At 61.6% G+C, this 13,943-nt stretch carries 18 protein-coding genes; 3 read left to right on the plus strand and 15 right to left on the minus strand.

The window, feature by feature from the left end:
* Positions 1–2: 2 nt before the first annotated feature.
* The 7 genes from B5E41_RS13895 to B5E41_RS13925 all read right to left on the minus strand — a co-directional run bounded on the left by B5E41_RS13895 (position 3) and on the right by B5E41_RS13925 (position 7,454).
* Positions 3–1,466 (minus strand): aldehyde dehydrogenase, encoded by a 1,464-nt coding sequence (locus B5E41_RS13895; RefSeq protein ID WP_088394424.1) that lies wholly within the window; start codon positions 1,464–1,466, stop codon positions 3–5.
* Positions 1,467–1,470: 4 nt separating this feature from the next.
* Complete coding sequence (locus B5E41_RS13900; protein ID WP_088394426.1) at positions 1,471–2,511, minus strand: LLM class flavin-dependent oxidoreductase; 1,041 nt, start codon at positions 2,509–2,511, stop codon at positions 1,471–1,473.
* Positions 2,508–3,443 (minus strand): flavin reductase family protein, encoded by a 936-nt coding sequence (locus B5E41_RS13905; protein ID WP_088394428.1) that lies wholly within the window; start codon positions 3,441–3,443, stop codon positions 2,508–2,510. Before B5E41_RS13905 ends, B5E41_RS13900 begins: the two co-directional genes overlap by 4 nt.
* A complete protein-coding gene (locus B5E41_RS13910) occupies positions 3,440–4,282 on the minus strand; it encodes an alpha/beta fold hydrolase (RefSeq protein ID WP_088394430.1) in 843 nt (280 codons plus the stop codon). The genes B5E41_RS13905 and B5E41_RS13910 overlap by 4 nt, the downstream gene beginning before the upstream one ends.
* 16 nt (positions 4,283–4,298) lie before the next feature.
* Positions 4,299–4,901, minus strand: coding sequence for an amino acid synthesis family protein (locus B5E41_RS13915; RefSeq protein WP_088394432.1), 603 nt, complete (start codon positions 4,899–4,901; stop codon positions 4,299–4,301).
* Positions 4,902–5,242: 341 nt separating this feature from the next.
* Positions 5,243–5,938 carry a GntR family transcriptional regulator gene (locus B5E41_RS13920; protein WP_020922771.1) on the minus strand — a complete coding sequence of 232 codons (696 nt, stop codon included), beginning with the start codon at positions 5,936–5,938 and terminating at the stop codon, positions 5,243–5,245.
* A gap of 145 nt (positions 5,939–6,083) precedes the next feature.
* Complete coding sequence (locus B5E41_RS13925) at positions 6,084–7,454, minus strand: FAD/NAD(P)-binding protein (protein WP_088394434.1); 1,371 nt, start codon at positions 7,452–7,454, stop codon at positions 6,084–6,086.
* Positions 7,455–7,655: 201 nt separating this feature from the next.
* On the opposite strand from B5E41_RS13925, the gene tauA reads away from it, so the two are divergent.
* The 3 genes from tauA to B5E41_RS13940 are packed head-to-tail and all read left to right on the plus strand — an operon-like array spanning position 7,656 to position 10,367.
* Positions 7,656–8,669, plus strand: a complete 1,014-nt coding sequence (tauA, locus tag B5E41_RS13930) for a taurine ABC transporter substrate-binding protein (protein WP_088394436.1) — start codon at positions 7,656–7,658, stop codon at positions 8,667–8,669.
* A 58-nt stretch (positions 8,670–8,727) separates the two neighbouring features.
* Positions 8,728–9,516 (plus strand): taurine ABC transporter ATP-binding protein, encoded by a 789-nt coding sequence (locus tag B5E41_RS13935; RefSeq protein WP_088394438.1) that lies wholly within the window; start codon positions 8,728–8,730, stop codon positions 9,514–9,516.
* Positions 9,513–10,367 carry an ABC transporter permease subunit gene (locus B5E41_RS13940; protein ID WP_088394440.1) on the plus strand — a complete coding sequence of 285 codons (855 nt, stop codon included), beginning with the start codon at positions 9,513–9,515 and terminating at the stop codon, positions 10,365–10,367. The genes B5E41_RS13935 and B5E41_RS13940 overlap by 4 nt, the downstream gene beginning before the upstream one ends.
* A 58-nt stretch (positions 10,368–10,425) precedes the next feature.
* Here the strand turns inward: B5E41_RS13940 and B5E41_RS13945 are convergent, their stop codons facing one another.
* The 8 genes from B5E41_RS13945 to B5E41_RS13970 all read right to left on the minus strand — a co-directional run bounded on the left by B5E41_RS13945 (position 10,426) and on the right by B5E41_RS13970 (position 13,929).
* A complete protein-coding gene (locus tag B5E41_RS13945) occupies positions 10,426–11,196 on the minus strand; it encodes a gamma-glutamylcyclotransferase (protein WP_088394442.1) in 771 nt (256 codons plus the stop codon).
* Positions 11,197–11,199: 3 nt separating this feature from the next.
* On the minus strand, positions 11,200–11,508 hold the full coding sequence (locus B5E41_RS13950) for a hypothetical protein (RefSeq protein ID WP_088394444.1): 309 nt from the start codon (positions 11,506–11,508) through the stop codon (positions 11,200–11,202).
* A gap of 11 nt (positions 11,509–11,519) precedes the next feature.
* Positions 11,520–12,101: an RBBP9/YdeN family alpha/beta hydrolase gene (locus B5E41_RS13955; RefSeq protein WP_088394446.1), complete on the minus strand. Its 582-nt coding sequence runs from the start codon at positions 12,099–12,101 to the stop codon at positions 11,520–11,522.
* Positions 12,098–12,250: a hypothetical protein gene (locus tag B5E41_RS31675; RefSeq protein WP_176439388.1), complete on the minus strand. Its 153-nt coding sequence runs from the start codon at positions 12,248–12,250 to the stop codon at positions 12,098–12,100. The genes B5E41_RS13955 and B5E41_RS31675 overlap by 4 nt, the downstream gene beginning before the upstream one ends.
* 13 nt (positions 12,251–12,263) lie before the next feature.
* Positions 12,264–12,428 carry a hypothetical protein gene (locus B5E41_RS31680; protein WP_176439389.1) on the minus strand — a complete coding sequence of 55 codons (165 nt, stop codon included), beginning with the start codon at positions 12,426–12,428 and terminating at the stop codon, positions 12,264–12,266.
* A gap of 12 nt (positions 12,429–12,440) precedes the next feature.
* On the minus strand, positions 12,441–12,629 hold the full coding sequence (locus B5E41_RS13960; RefSeq protein WP_088394448.1) for a hypothetical protein: 189 nt from the start codon (positions 12,627–12,629) through the stop codon (positions 12,441–12,443).
* 34 nt (positions 12,630–12,663) lie between these two features.
* On the minus strand, positions 12,664–13,224 hold the full coding sequence (gene msuE / locus B5E41_RS13965; protein WP_088394450.1) for an FMN reductase: 561 nt from the start codon (positions 13,222–13,224) through the stop codon (positions 12,664–12,666).
* A 108-nt stretch (positions 13,225–13,332) separates the two neighbouring features.
* Complete coding sequence (locus B5E41_RS13970; RefSeq protein ID WP_088394452.1) at positions 13,333–13,929, minus strand: 2-hydroxychromene-2-carboxylate isomerase; 597 nt, start codon at positions 13,927–13,929, stop codon at positions 13,333–13,335.
* Positions 13,930–13,943 lie beyond the last annotated feature (14 nt).

Below are 13,943 nucleotides of genomic sequence, written 5' to 3' on the forward strand. Positions count from 1 at the left end.
CGTCACCTCATCACGAAAGGATCGGGGATCGGATCGTCGGAGGTCCTGAGCCAGATCGTCTTGGTGCGGGTATAATCGAGCGCCGCGGCCATGCCGCCTTCCCTGCCGTGGCCCGACAGGCCGAAACCACCGAAGGGCGCGATCGGCGAGACGACACGGTAGGTATTGACCCAGACGATGCCGGCGCGGATGCCCTTCATCAGCCGGTGCGCCCGGGTGAGGTTCTCGGTGAAGATGCCGGAGGCCAGGCCGTAGCGGGTGTCGTTGGCAAGCTTCAGCGCCTCGGCCTCGGTCTCGAAGGAGACGACGGAGAGGACCGGCCCGAAGAATTCCTCGATCAGCGAGGGCGAGGCTACATTGTCGCAATCGAGGATCGTCGGCGGGAAATAATAGCCTTCGCCGTCGATCTTGCGTCCGCCGGTGACGAGGCGGGCGCCGCTTTCGATCGATCTCTCGATAAGGGCGCCGATATTGTCCTGCTGGCGCTTGGTGGCAAGCGGGCCGACTTCGGTCGCCATATCGAGCGGCGCGCCGATCCGGATAGCTTCGGCCTTTTCCCGCAGCAGCGCGACGAACTTGTCCTTGACGCTGCGCTCGACGATCAGGCGCGATCCGGCAACGCAGCTCTGGCCCGTCGCGGCGAAGATGCCCGCGACCTGGGCATTGGCAGCACTTTCGAGATCGGCATCGGCAAAGACGATGAACGGCGACTTGCCGCCGAGTTCGAGCGAGGTCGAGGCGAGGTTTTCGGCCGAGTTGCGCACGACGTGCCGAGCGGTTTCCGGGCCGCCGGTGAAGGCGACATGGGCGACCTTGGGGTGGCGGCCGAGGGCCGCACCGCAGGAGGCACCGAAACCGGTGATGATGTTGACGACGCCGGCAGGAAAGCCTGCCTCATGCACGAGACGCGCAAATTCGAGAAGCGGCGCCGGCCCATCTTCCGAGGCCTTCACCACCATCGTGCAGCCGGCGGCGAGCGCCGGGCCGATCTTGACCGCCGACAGAAAGAGCTGGCTGTTCCATGGCACGACCATGGCGACGACGCCGATCGGCTCGCGGCGAAGCCAGACATCCATGTCAGGCTTGTCGATCGGCAGGTAGGAGCCTTCGATCTTATCGGCGATGCCGGCATAATAACGATAATATTCGGCGACATAGGCGATCTGCGCCGACGTTTCGCGGATGATCTTGCCGGTGTCGCGTGTCTCCAGTTCAGCGAGGATCTGCGCATTGGCGGCAACCAGGTCGGCCAGCTTGTAGAGCAGCTTGCCGCGTTGCGTCGCCGTCATCTTCGCCCAGGGGCCCTCGTAGAGCGCCCTTTCGGCAGCGTTCACAGCCCGATCGACATCATTCTCGCGCGCTTCCGGCATCTCTGCCCAGACCGCGCCGGAAGCCGGATCGATGCTTGGATAGGAAGCTTCGCCATTCGAGAATTCGCCGTCGATATAATGCTGGAAACGCCGCATGGTCTTACTCCTGAAATGCCGGCATGACCTCGGCGATGAAGCGCTCGAGCGACGCCTTCTTGCGCTCGAAACTCATGCCGGTGTCGATCCAGAAGGAATATTCGTCATAACCGAGCGCTTCATAGGCCTTGAGCCGCTTGATGACAGTTTCGGCGTCGCCAACGACATTGTTGGTGCGCATCACCTGATCCGACAGCATCGCATTCGCGCGGATCTGCTCGTCCGCAATCCGCTCGATCAGGCCTTGGGTAATTGGCTTCTCATTCTTGAACCAGGCGAAGAAATAGTTGTAGTAGACGCTGAGCTCATGGGCTGCCTGGGCGACGTCTTCTTCCGACGAGCCGACATAGGTGTGGCGCAGCAGCATGATCTTCGGCCGCTCGACGTCGGGGTTCTTGGCGCAGGCATCGTTGAAGCGGTCCATCAGCGACTGAACCTCGTCATCACCCTGCCAGAGCGGCGTGACCTGGACATTGCAGCCGTTGGCGACGGCGAATTCATGCGAGTTCGGATCGCGCGCGGCAACCCAGATCGGCGGGTTCGGCTGCTGCAGCGGCTTCGGGGCAGACGTCGTCGCGGGGAACTTGAAGAACTCCCCGTCATGGGCGTAATCGCCCTTCCAGATGCCCTTGACCGCCGGGATGAGCTCGCGCATCCGCTGGCCCGCCCCCCAGGCATCGAGACCCGGCAGCAGGCGCTCATATTCGAAGGAATAGGCTCCGCGAGCAATGCCGATGTCGAGCCTGCCGCCGCAGATGATATCGGTCATCGCTGCTTCGCCGGCGAGCTTGATCGGATGCCAGAAGGGAGCGATCACCGTCCCCGTCCCGAGCCTTGCTCGCGAAGTGCGGCGCGCGAGATCGGCAATGGTGACGAACGGGTTGGGGGCAATGGTGAAATCCATGCCATGGTGCTCGCCCGTCCAGATCGCATGCATGCCGCCCTTGTCGGCGATCTCGCAGAGCGCGACAAATTCGTCGTAGAGGCCCTTATGGCTCTGGCTGGCGTCGAGCCGCTCCATATGGACGAAGAGGGAGAACTTCATGCTTTTGCGCCTTTGGCTGGAATGGGATGAATGGTGCCGCCGGTCTCGTCACCGAAATAGACGCCGAAATTGCCGATCGAGCTTTCCATCGCGAAGCGGTTGACGATATCGGCGGTCGAGCTGGTCTTGAATTTTGCCGCAGCCAGGGCGTCGGGCTTCACGAATCTGCCGCCGGCAGGCTCACCGTCGCCGGCAACGGCGTGATAGACGATGTGCTGCTTGCCGTCGCTCTTGCCCTCATAGACCGAATAGAGGAAGCCGATGCTGACCGTCAGCCCGGTGAGCGTCTCCAGGTATTTTTGCAACGCTTCGGTCGGGTTGCCGTCATGGGCGTCGATGCTCGGCAGGGAGAATACATCCTCGCCCAGCAGCAGAACTTCTCCACGGCGTTCGACGACGGCCGCAAGCTCGATATTGCCTTCGGCGGCGGCGGAAACCGCCTTGCTTGCAAGAGTCGGCGTGAAATAGCCGCCGCGCGCATAGCCGAGACCGTTGCGGCCGCTGTTGTCGAAGGATTCGATACGCCCCATCAGGATGACATGGTCGCCGGCCTCGACGACCTCTTCCATGGCGCATTCGAACCAGGCCGCCACGTTCGAGAAGATCGGGCAGCCCGCCGATCCCTTGGCCCATTCGACCGCCGCAAATCGGTCTTCGACCGGCCGCGCGAAAGTATTCGATACGTCCTTCTGCGTTTCCGACAGCACGTTGATGGCGAAATGCGGCGCCCCGGTCATGGTGGCAAAATTGCGCGAAGTTTTGGCAAGGCAGACGAGCAGCAAGGGCGGGTTGAGGGAAACGGATGTGAAGGAGTTCGCGGTGAAGCCGATCGGATTTCCTTCCCCATCGCAAGCGGTGACGACAGTCACGCCTGTGGGAAAAGCGCCGAATGCATCTCGCAATGCTCTTGGATCGACAGTCTGGATTGTCATCGTTCATCCTCCCCGAACGACAGCCACTCGGCGAGCAGCGAATTGACGATATCAGGCGCGGTCAGGTTCACCATATGACGATGGCCTCCGACGATGCGGACCCAGCCCTTCGGCGCGAGCGCCGCCATTTGCTCTGCCATCAGAGGTGTCGAATTCGGATCGTCGGACCCCGTCAGGAACAGGGCCGGACCAGCCACGTCTTTCCAACGATCGGCATAGGTCTCGTCTCCGCCGGCAAAAGCGGCGTAAGCGACAGCATAACCCTCCGGATCGACGAGGTTGAGCCATTTCCGCGTCAGTTCCCGCGCAACGACGCTGTCTGCATCGTCGCCGAACCAACGAGCCAAGGGACCTTCCTTATCCACGCCCGTCACCGGAATAGCCGCGGCCCGTGCGAGCACGGCAGCCTTTGCTTGCGGATCGCGCCTGTAGACGCCGTTGAGGTAGGCGACACGGCTGATCCGTTCGCCGAACGTCGCCGCCGCCCCGCCCGATACCAGCGCCCCCATCGAGTGGCCGGCAACATTCACCCTATCGATCGCCATCTCGTCGAGAAAGCGCCCGAACCAGGCGACGAACTCCTCGAGGCGGCTGCCCGCCGGCAGTTTTGCGCTCTCGCCATGCCCCGGCATGTCGACGGCAATGACGCGGTGGCCGGCCGACAGAAAGGCGATCTGCGGCGCCCAGGCCTCGAGCCGCATGCCGACGCCATGAATGAGAACCAGCGGCTCGCCGCTGCCGGCCTCGTGATAGGCCGTTCCGCATGGCGTCTTCTTTCGGGGCAAGTCACCGACGCCTTTTGCTGCAGCGGCGCCCGAGATCGATCCAGCTGTCAGCATCTCAGCGCCCACCCTTTCAAACGCCCGCCGCGTTGGCGACGTCCTGCCCAAGATCCTTCAGATCCTGGTAGCGGTCACCGATGCGGTGATGAGGACGCCCGCCCACCGACGCGCCAAGAGCCACCACAATCTCATCGGCGGCCGGCGCATCAGGGATCGAGGTCTGGATGGTGAGATAATGCGAGCGGCGGCCTTCATCGTTCTTGTCCATCAGCGGGATCATGATCGGCGCATTGGCAGGGCCGCGTGTATTGCAGAAGGCGAGATAGGATTTGGCGCCGACGGCATGGCGATAAAAATTGCCGAAGCGCAGCGTGTGGATGAGCGCGGAGGCATGTTCGATCTCACCATCCAGGCCGACGACGGCGGCCTTGCCATAGGCTTCGACCGCATCGCCGGACCCGACGGCATCGATGATCATCTTGGTCAGCAACTCACCGAGAACTGGAGCGCCCGCATGGATTTCGGGCTTGAGATCCTCGATAAAGCCGCGGCCCGCCCAGGGGTTCTTCACGACCGCGAAAGCGGAAAACAGTTTTAGCGGCACCGCCGCGGCCTTGCCGCCTTCGATCAGCGTCGTTTCGATCTGCAATCCCGTCTTGCGAATTTGAATGGCCATGGAACACCTCATCTCTCTACTTTATATTATGGTATACCATAATATAATCATGTCAAGTTGGTGTTTGCGATTGACGCGGATTGAGGTTCGATCCTTGGAAATCTGCGGTTTTCCGCCCGTCAGCAGCGACGCGGCAGGCAGAACAATCCCAGTCCTTACGATGTCACATTATATATTATTGATTATGGCATACCATCACATCGAGCTAAGACAGGTGTCAAGCTCGAAGTGTAGAGCTCCGGGGAACGTGAATCGCGATGCGCAAAGGCATCGACAAATGTCGATGCGACAGCACCTCGTCGGAGATCTGCAGTGGTCGCTAATGGAATGAGTTTAAAGAGTTATTCCGCAGGCTTCTGGGCGGATAGCACCGCTTCTGCAATGGCACTCGCCGCCGCCACATGATCCATCGCCGCCCGCTGGGCCCCCTCGCCGTCGCCGCGGCGGATAGCGTCGACGATCTTCGACATTTGTGCCGGCCCCTCGATGCCGCGCCGTTCCGTCTTGATCGTCATCGAGCGCAGATGGTTGATGCGAACAGTGAGCAGGTTGACGACGCCCCAGGCGACATGCCTGTCGACCATGGTGAACAGCGTTTGATAGAAGGAAGAAGTATTGGCGAGCACACCCGCCATATCCTGATCGCGGTAGCTGTTGCGGATTGCGGTCAGCGATTCCTCGAGCGCAGCGACGATCTCGGGGCTGCCGCGCTCTGCGCAGAGCCGTGCCGCCATGCCTTCGAGCGCACCGCGGATTTCATAGATCTGTTTGGCTTCCTCGATATCCAGCTGGGCGACGATCGGTCCCTTGTTCGGCAGATTGGCGACCAGCCCTTCCGATTCCAGATGCCTCAGAACCTCGCGCACCACCGTCCGGCTGACGCCGAGCTGGGCGCAGAGGTCGCGCTCGACAAGCCGGTCTCCCGGACGGAAGTATCCGTTGACGATGGCCTCGCGGACCTTGTCGAGCGCCAGTTCCCGCAAGGTCTTCGCAGGACGCTCGACCCTGATTGCTGCGTCCTTCAGAGCACCGCTCATGCTGTACCTCAGTGTTGGATTGACTTCGCCGGCCCAAGCTTTGCTGCGGCAGCCGAATTCAGGAATCGTATTATGGCCTACCAAATACTGTAGCTGTCGGCGGCCAGCAATTCAACAGCACCGTACCGGTCCCAAGTTTGTCAGCCTACGTGTCGGAGGCGGGCCTCGTTTTGACGATCACTTCGGCCACGGCCTTCGCCTGCACCCGGATGTCGGGGACGGCGGTGATCTCCCAGAATTGTCCCGCCGTCAAGGCGCCGACGGCAAACAGCCGCGCCGGCGAGATCCTGGACGGAGCCGTCACTTCCGAAGCTGCATCCACCTGGATGCCGAGGCCAAGCGGATCGGGAACAATAAGCTGAAACCGGCTCATTTCCTTCAGAAGCGGCGAATGGCTGATGCCGGCGCGCTCCATACCCGTGCAGTTGACCAGCCAGTCCGCCCTGATCTCGTCGATCTCGCGCTTGGCTCTGACCCTGTATCCGGCGACCAGCCTGCCATCTTCGGCCTCGAGCGATTTCAGGAAGCCCGCATGGAAGCGAACGGTTCCGTCTAAGACCAGTCTCTCGAACCCTGCGAACACGTCGGGCGCGACCCGGTGACGGTGGATGTTCCACCAGGGAAGCGCATGCCGCAGGAACCGTGCTCGCTCCTCGTGCGAAAGCCGCTGCCAGAGAGCCTGCGTGGCCGGCCTCAGGCCGTCCATCACGCTCCGCCAGTCGGCGACCTCCCTGCTCTTTTCCCGCAAGATCTTCAACAGGCCGCTGATCGTAGCCGGAAGCGTGTGAACGTCGATCGGCAGCGGCGCGGGGGGCGTCCTCGCATGGCTGAGCGGCGCCAGGCCGCGTCGCGAAAGCACGTCGATCCTGCCTCTGTGGCCACGGGCGCGAAGTGCCAGAACCTGATCAATCATCGTCAGGCCGGAGCCGAGAATACAGACCGCATCGGAGGGCGCGACGCGCCTCAGCCAGGAGAGCCGCCACGGGTTCTCGACGATCCGCGATCGCAGCGAAGACGGAACGCCAGTCGGTTCGACCGGAAGGTCGGCGTTTCCGACGCCGAGGCAAAGCACCACATTCTTCCCGGCGACCTCGTCGCCATTGCCGAGGTGAAAGGCGAGCGTGTTGGTGTAACTCTCCACGCACCCGGCTGCTTTGGCCTTGATGAAATCGACCCGGCAACGGCCATCCCGCTTTCGAAGCAGCCGCGCAAGCGTATCCCTGACATAAAGGCCGTAATCGCTGCGCGAGGCGAAATCGCCGGCCTGCATAGGACGTCCATGGGCCTTCAGCCAGTCGGCGAAATCGTCAGGGCGATGGGGCAGCAGGCTCATGCGGCCGGCAGGCACGTTGAGGCGATGGAGATAGAGCTCCGTCCTATATGCCGTCCCGCGTCCGAAACCGGCATCGTCGCCGACGACCGCTATCTTCGCCGTCGCGGGAAGCAGCTCGACGAGATTACAGGTCACAGCGATCGCTGAAAAACCGGAACCGACGACGATCACATCATATGTCAAGGCATTCTCCTTGAACCTCGGTAAAGCCGCTTCTTGTCACTCACCGCCACGCGGATGGCTCAACCGGCAGAATCACGAAAACAATTATCTTCATAGTCTATAAATATAGTTTGTTATTCCTCCCGCCAGCCCCATATCAACCATTACCCTTTTGCAGGTGAGATCAAGGGGCCGCGTGGCCCTCGAACAAAGGGGCTCAAGATGAATTTCAGAAATTTGCTTGCCGCAATCGCCGTCGGCGTCGGCACTCTCGCAACGGCGATCGCCGCTGAGGCGGCGGACAAGAAGGTCGTCGTCGGCTATCAAACCGACGCCCTGCCGTCTTCCGTGGCAATCGCCAACGGCGAATTCGCCAAGAAGACCGGGTATGACATCGACTTCCGCAGGTTCAATTCCGGCGCCGAGATATTCGCGGCCATCGCCTCGGGCGACGTTCAGGTCGGCTATGTCGGCTCCAGCCCGTTTGCGGCTGCGGTATCGCGCGGGCTCGAGGTCAAGGCCTTCTACCTCGCCTCCATCTCGGGCATCGACGAGGCTCTCGTCGTCCGCAACGGCTCGGGCATCGAAAGCCTCAACGATCTGAAGGGCAAGAAGCTTGCCGCCGCGCCCGTCTCCACGGACCACTATCAGCTTCTGGCGCTGATCAAATCGCTTGGCCTGAGCGAGAAGGACGTCCAGGTCTTCGCAATCCCCCAGCCTGAGATCGTGGCGAGCTATAACCGCGGCGATATTGACGGCGGTTTCGTCTGGGATCCGGCGCTCACCGAACTCAAGAAGAACGGCAAGGTTCTGGTGACCTCCAAGGATGTGGCGGACAAGGGCGCGCCGACATTCTCAGCTTGGGTTGCCACCTCGAAATTTGCCGGCGACAATCCGGAATTCCTGAAGGGTTTTGCCTCAGTCGTCACCAAATACTATGCGTCCTTCGCCTCGGACAAGGCCGCCTGGGGTCCTGACAGCGACAACGCCAAGGCGCTCGCCAAGCTTCTCGGCGGAACGGCCGAGCAGCAGGCCTCGGCTCTGAAGAACCTGACGCTGCTCACTCCCGAGGTCCAGGCATCGGACGCCTGGCTCGGTGGCGGCGAAAAGGCGGGCGCCGGCAAGATCCTGAAGGACACGGCATCGTTCCTGAAGGAACAGGGCAAGGTGTCCGACGTGCTGGCAAATTACGGCGCCTTCGTCACCGCCGACGCGCTTACCAGCGTCAGCAACTGATCCTCCCCGATGCCGGCGCGACCATCGTCGCGCCGGCATCGAACTTGCGAGTGGCACCATGCTTAAAGTCGATCACGCCAGCGTTTTCTTCGCAGCCCGGGACGGGCGGACCGTCCACGCGCTCGATCGCGTTTCCTTCGATATCCCCGAACGGGGTTTCGTCGTCGCGCTCGGCGCCTCGGGATGCGGCAAATCAACCCTTCTCAACGCGATCGCCGGTTTCCTTCCACTGTCAGATGGCCGGATCACGCTCGATGGCCGCGCCGTCGAACGGCCGGGTGCTGATCGCGGCGTCGTCTTTCAGAAAGATGCGCTGCTGCCCTGGAAATCGGTGACCGACAATGTCGCCCTCGGCCTGAAATTTGCCGGCGTCAACCGCAAGGAGCGGCAAGCACGCGCCTTGGAACTGCTCCGGCTCGTCGGGCTTGACGAATTCGCCAATGCCTTTCCCTATGAGCTGTCGGGCGGCATGCGCCAGCGGGTCGGCATCGCCCGGGCGCTTGCGACCAATCCCGATATCCTGCTGATGGACGAGCCTTTCGGCGCGCTCGATAGCCTGACCCGCGAGCAGATGCAGGAACTGCTGGTTTCCGTCTGGAACAAGACGGCGAAGAAGATTTTCTTCATCACCCATTCGATCGAAGAGGCGCTGTTTCTCGGCACGCAGGTGCTCGTCATGTCGCCTCGGCCTGGGCGCGTCGTGGCCCGCTTCGATCTCGATTTCATCAGACGCTTCGCGGAGACGGGCGATGCACGATCGATCAAGGCGTCGCCGCAATTTGCCGAACTGCGCGAGGAGATCCGCGCCATTCTCCACAGCAGCGAAGATTTGAGGAGCGCCGCATGAGCGATGTAATACAGGCCTCGCCGGCTACGGCCCATGTCCAGGATCGTCAGGTCAAGCTGGTGAAAATGGCCGGCTTCGGCGCCGGCGAGAGATCGACGGTGGCCATCAGTGTTGCCACCGCCCTGGCAATCCTGCTGCTGTGGTGGCTCGTCGCGGCCCTTGGCATCGTCCCGCACCTTTTCCTGCCGCGTCCCGACGAGGTGCTGACGCAGATCGGCGTCATCTATCGCGATGGGTACGCCGGTGCATCGCTTTCTGAACACGTCGCTGCAAGTCTGTTCCGCATCGTTGTCGCGGCTCTCATCGCCATCTCCGCCGGCATTCCGCTCGGACTGCTGATGGGCCTGAACCGCTGGGCCAAAGGTGTGCTCGATGCGCCGATCGAGTTCTACTGGCCGCTTCCGCCCCTCTCTTACCTGCCGCTGATGATCATTTGGCTCGGCATTGGCGAGACGTCGAAGATCACGCTGCTGGTGCTGGCGATGTTTGCGCCGATCTGCCTTTCGGCCCACGCCGGCGTTCGTTCGCTGCCGATCGAGCGCGTCAATGCCGCCCGTTCGCTGGGTGCAAACCGGCTGCAGCTCTTCATCGACATCGTCCTGCCGTCGGCCCTGCCTGAAATCCTTACCGGCATCCGCATTGCGCTCGGCGTCGGCTGGAGCACGCTGGTCGCCGCCGAATTGATCGCCTCGACGCGCGGGATCGGTTTCATGATCATGTCGGCGTCGCAATTCCTGGCAACCGACGTCGTCTTTGTCGGCATCGCCATCATCGCGGCCTGCGCCTTCACCTTCTCGGCCGCCATCCGTTTCCTGGAGACTTACCTTGTGCCCTGGAAGGGCAAGCTCTGAGGGAATGCAAGCAATTCAAAACGTCAAAGCGCCGTGGGTCTGAAAGGACGCACGGCGCTTAACGGGTTGGCGCAACCTCGTTCAGGCCATGGATCGACAGGAGTTCGGCTGCGACGAGCTCCTGGAGGCGCCATAAATTGCGATCGCGAATGCCGCGTTCTTCCAGATGCTTCACCGTCAGATAGAGGTATTCGGCGCAGGAGCCCACATGTCCGCAGGCCCTGGCAAGCACGCGCGCCACCGTCTCCAACGGCAATCTGCGGGAAACGCGCTCGCCTTTCGGGCCGGCCCAAAAGACCAGCGCGCGCACGAAGCCATGTGCGGTCTCGACAGGAATCCAGCGAACCGTCGCCGCATCTTCGATCGTGCCGACCTCACGGCGGATCAAGCGTCGAATCTGGCCGAGGCGATCGTCATCGGCAAGCCTGAAGAGGATGCCATTGCAGCGTCCGCCGCGATCAAGCGCCATCATGAGGCCAGGCTGCCCCCGGCTTCCCCGCCAACGTGTCATCTTCAGGCAGAAGGACCGGTGCCAACCCCTGGCTGCGCCGCGCTGCCACTCGACGGCATCGAAATCCGGCTTCCATATCAATGATCCATAGGCGAAGACCCAGAGCGGCGCGTCGGCGGATTCCTGGAGCAGCCGCCTGGCGAACATCTCCACCTCCAACTCGGTCAGCGGTGTGCGGTGCGGCTCGGGGCCGGGATCGAGCTCGGGGCGAAGGCTGAGCGACACGAGCTCGCCCGTGAGAGCCATACTAGTTGCACTGAGCATCCGAACCTCGCTTCGCCGGATTATCACCTGCCTATGCTCGGCGATATCGGTCACGTTTCAATGCACCGCAGATGTGGCCGCATCGGCCTGGCGCCGCTGCAGGCTGCGGATCAGCATCGCGGCCTCCCTGACGATCGCGGCAAATGTCGTATCATCGGCCTCGGCGATCCTGCCCGTCATGTCGCGGATGATCGTCGTCAAATGCATGATCGAATGGCGATGTTGCGCCTCGTCAGGCCCGATTTCGGCGTCGGCCATGGCAAGCAGCGTCTTCACCAGGCGCTCCATGGTTTGCCGGCGCCGGCTCCTGGGGTCGGCATTCGGATCTTCGCTGAGGCGCAGGAGATCGTCGGTGATATCGGACATTCCGCTTCCATTCACATCGCAAAAGCCGGTCGTGCGAAAACGCTGCGCCTTCGATCGCCGGTGCGCATCTTCAAGGCATCCAGCAGCCGGTAGCCGGTTCGCCAGCGGCCAAAACCACTTGCGATGTTGATGTGGCCGGCAAGGCCGATATTCCTGGTCTCCGCCTTCCACAGTCGGCCAAACAAGGTCAGCCGATCGACCGTCATGTAGGCGTCGTTCATGCTGCCGATGACGATGCTCGGAAATGGCAGAGGCGCCGTCGGCATGCCGCCGAAGGCGATATGCCCGGGATGCAGATTTTCCGTGGCCGGCAGATCGCAGGGAGCAACGAGCAATGCTCCCTTTACGCGCCGGGCAGCGCTTCGCCCGGCCAGCCTCGCGGCGAGCAGGCATCCGAGACTATGGGCAACCAGATAGGCTTCGCCAGCCTCTTCAAGCGCTTCTTCCAATCGCGGCAGCCAGCTGTCGAGGGTGGGATGATCCCAATCGTCCTGAGCGACAAAATGGCTGCCCGGCTGATCCTGCAGCCAGTGCTGTTGCCAATGCCCCTCTCCCGAGCCGAACAATCCGGGAAGAATGAGGACTTCGCTCATTGGATCAGCCCGATTACCAGCGCGAAGAGGAAGGTGAAGGAACCGACGACCGTGCATATTCCGGCCGCATGCCTGAGCTGCGATATGAGGTTTCCTGTTGCTCTTCTGGTGTCGTGCCGACTGACGCCGGTCTCAACAGCAATCGCCATCCCGCCACCCTCCTCAATACCAAAGTCCAGGCATCGCGCCCCAATAGTGAAGCTCGTATTCGCGCGCCGACCGTTCCTGCAGCTCGTCGCAGGTGACCGTTGCGTCTGCAGGCTTTCGCAGCTGGCGCTGGAAGCGGGCGATCGCAGCCTTCAGCCAGAGATGGAAATCAAGCTTCATGCGAACCTCCTGTCAGGAACTGGTAGGTTGGGGAATCAACGAATGACGTTGCGCATTGGCGAGAAGATCGCGCAGCGATGCAGTCGGCCCGTAGAGCATAAGCAGGCGGTTTTCCTCGCGCTTGGCCAGCCGATATCGGCGGGCAAAGTCAAAGACACTCCAGATTTGTTCGCTTGATCCCGGCGGGCCTGCATCATTCATCGCTGCCTCCTGAGAACGAATTTCGTGACCCGCCTTATTCGGCCGCCGCTACTGCCGGTCTTGCCTCTGGAAAGAAGGCCGACAATTCGCCGACCACTTCGTCGATGCGGTTCGAAAGCGCATCGGATGAGACCGCGTAATCCGCAAAATCACGGTCGGACGCATAGACGGCCGTCGGCAGCGTATGGGCCATGAAGAAACCGAACAGCGGCCGAAGCTGATGCTCGACCATCAAGGCATGCCGGTCGCCGCCGCCGGTTGCTGTAATGATGATCGGCTTCGCGCGAAGCTCCTGCGGATCGATCAGATCGATGAGGTGCTTGAAAAGGCCGGGGTATGAGCCCTTGTAAGTCGGCGAACCTATAATCAGCACATCGGCCCTTACGATCTCGTCGACGACACGCTTGGCCTGCTCGTCAAGGTCCTTGCGCCACAGCGCGCCGCCCAGAGACGGACCGACATCGTGCAGATCATAGGTTTTGCTCGAAAAGCCGTATCTGATGCTGGCGCGTTCGGCGACATGCCGGACGAGCGCCAATGTCTTCGATGGGCGGTTGAAGCTGCCGGCAATGCCGACGAGTTTGAAACCTGACATGGTTTTTCCTCTCTGTGGTTGCTTCAAATATTGTCTATAAAATTACTCGATTAAAGGAATGTGCATCTCTCCTTCGGGGTTCGATTGAAAAAAGATTCGCCTTTTAGTCTACGGTCTGTCGCCGCGCAGATGACGCTCGAGGAAGGGCAAGTTGTCCTGGCCCCAATAGAGCTCCCCGTCATAGATATAACTGGGAAAACCGAAGACGCCGCTGTCGCGCGCATGCACCCGGTCTGCCGACCACTTGTTCTGAACGTCGTCGTCGGCTTGGCGCCTGAGAAGCGCTGCGCCATCGAAACCTGCTGATGTAACGATCGCCTCGCGTATATCAGCCTTGCCGATATCCCTGGCCTCGCTCCAGAAAGCATGCTGCAGGGCGCGGGCAATGCCAATCCAATCCTGCCCGTCGAGATAGGCGGCGATCACGAAGAGGGAGGCCGGCGTCGGATCGCTCAGCTCCGGCCGATGTTCGAGCAGCAGTTCCTTGCCGCGCACACGCGCCCAGCGTTTGAGGTCCCGCGTCCAGTAGGCGCGGCGGATCTCCGGCCGGTTGCGCGAGAAGATGCCACCATTCTCCTCGACCACCGTCGTCAGATAAGGCGTGACGACGACGTCATTCTTCGCCGCCAGTTCGGTAAAGGCATCGAAGCCGATGTGCGACCAGGGCGAGCCGATCGAAAAGAAATATTCCACCGATTTGGTCACTGACGAATGCTCCT

Source organism: Rhizobium esperanzae, from assembly GCF_002204185.1.
Taxonomy (GTDB): Bacteria; Pseudomonadota; Alphaproteobacteria; order Rhizobiales; family Rhizobiaceae; genus Rhizobium; species Rhizobium esperanzae.

Coding starts and splice junctions, on each gene's coding strand:
- B5E41_RS13950 (WP_088394444.1), bottom strand. CDS start 11,508: ATGTCCGATATCACCGACGATCTCCTGCGCCTCAGCGAAGATCCGAAT.
- B5E41_RS13960 (WP_088394448.1), bottom strand. CDS start 12,629: ATGAATGATGCAGGCCCGCCGGGATCAAGCGAACAAATCTGGAGTGTC.
- msuE (WP_088394450.1), bottom strand. CDS start 13,224: ATGTCAGGTTTCAAACTCGTCGGCATTGCCGGCAGCTTCAACCGCCCA.
- B5E41_RS31680 (WP_176439389.1), bottom strand. CDS start 12,428: ATGAAGCTTGATTTCCATCTCTGGCTGAAGGCTGCGATCGCCCGCTTC.
- B5E41_RS13935 (WP_088394438.1), top strand. CDS start 8,728: ATGCTTAAAGTCGATCACGCCAGCGTTTTCTTCGCAGCCCGGGACGGG.
- B5E41_RS13895 (WP_088394424.1), bottom strand. CDS start 1,466: ATGCGGCGTTTCCAGCATTATATCGACGGCGAATTCTCGAATGGCGAA.
- B5E41_RS13920 (WP_020922771.1), bottom strand. CDS start 5,938: ATGAGCGGTGCTCTGAAGGACGCAGCAATCAGGGTCGAGCGTCCTGCG.
- B5E41_RS13910 (WP_088394430.1), bottom strand. CDS start 4,282: ATGCTGACAGCTGGATCGATCTCGGGCGCCGCTGCAGCAAAAGGCGTC.
- B5E41_RS31675 (WP_176439388.1), bottom strand. CDS start 12,250: ATGGCGATTGCTGTTGAGACCGGCGTCAGTCGGCACGACACCAGAAGA.
- tauA (WP_088394436.1), top strand. CDS start 7,656: ATGAATTTCAGAAATTTGCTTGCCGCAATCGCCGTCGGCGTCGGCACT.
- B5E41_RS13955 (WP_088394446.1), bottom strand. CDS start 12,101: ATGAGCGAAGTCCTCATTCTTCCCGGATTGTTCGGCTCGGGAGAGGGG.
- B5E41_RS13900 (WP_088394426.1), bottom strand. CDS start 2,511: ATGAAGTTCTCCCTCTTCGTCCATATGGAGCGGCTCGACGCCAGCCAG.
- B5E41_RS13905 (WP_088394428.1), bottom strand. CDS start 3,443: ATGACAATCCAGACTGTCGATCCAAGAGCATTGCGAGATGCATTCGGC.
- B5E41_RS13915 (WP_088394432.1), bottom strand. CDS start 4,901: ATGGCCATTCAAATTCGCAAGACGGGATTGCAGATCGAAACGACGCTG.
- B5E41_RS13940 (WP_088394440.1), top strand. CDS start 9,513: ATGAGCGATGTAATACAGGCCTCGCCGGCTACGGCCCATGTCCAGGAT.